The organism is Shewanella gelidimarina, assembly GCF_023283945.1.
Classification (GTDB): Bacteria; Pseudomonadota; Gammaproteobacteria; order Enterobacterales; family Shewanellaceae; genus Shewanella; species Shewanella gelidimarina.
On sequence record NZ_JAKIKW010000077.1, the window covers coordinates 1 to 521 of the forward strand.

The 521-nt window shown below is 44.5% G+C and carries 1 protein-coding gene; it reads left to right on the forward strand.

Going from position 1 to position 521, the window contains the following annotated elements; genetic code table 11:
* The coding region (locus tag L2729_RS21575) for an EF-Tu/IF-2/RF-3 family GTPase (RefSeq protein WP_248990052.1) at window positions 1-521 on the forward strand (521 nt) is incomplete at both ends.

Genomic DNA, 521 nt, shown 5'->3' on the forward strand with positions numbered 1-521 from the left:
CTTGTAGAAATGGAAGTTCGTGAACTTCTTTCTGAATATGACTTCCCAGGTGATGACTTACCAGTTATCCAAGGTTCTGCGCTTAAAGCCCTTGAAGGCGAGCCAGAGTGGGAAGCTAAAATTCTTGAGCTTGCAGAAGCACTTGATACTTATATTCCAGAGCCAGAGCGTGCTATTGATGGTGCATTCATTCTTCCAATCGAAGATGTTTTCTCAATCTCAGGCCGTGGTACAGTTGTAACTGGTCGTGTAGAGCGCGGTATCATCAAAATCGGTGAAGAAGTAGAAATTATTGGTATCCGTGATACTACTAAGACTACTTGTACTGGTGTTGAAATGTTCCGCAAGCTTCTTGACGAAGGTCGTGCTGGCGAAAACTGTGGTGTTCTTCTACGTGGTACTAAGCGTGAAGATGTTGAACGTGGTCAGGTTCTTGCTGCTCCAGGTTCAATTACTCCACACACAACTTTTGAGTCAGAAATCTACGTTCTGTCTAAAGAAGAAGGCGGACGTCACACTCC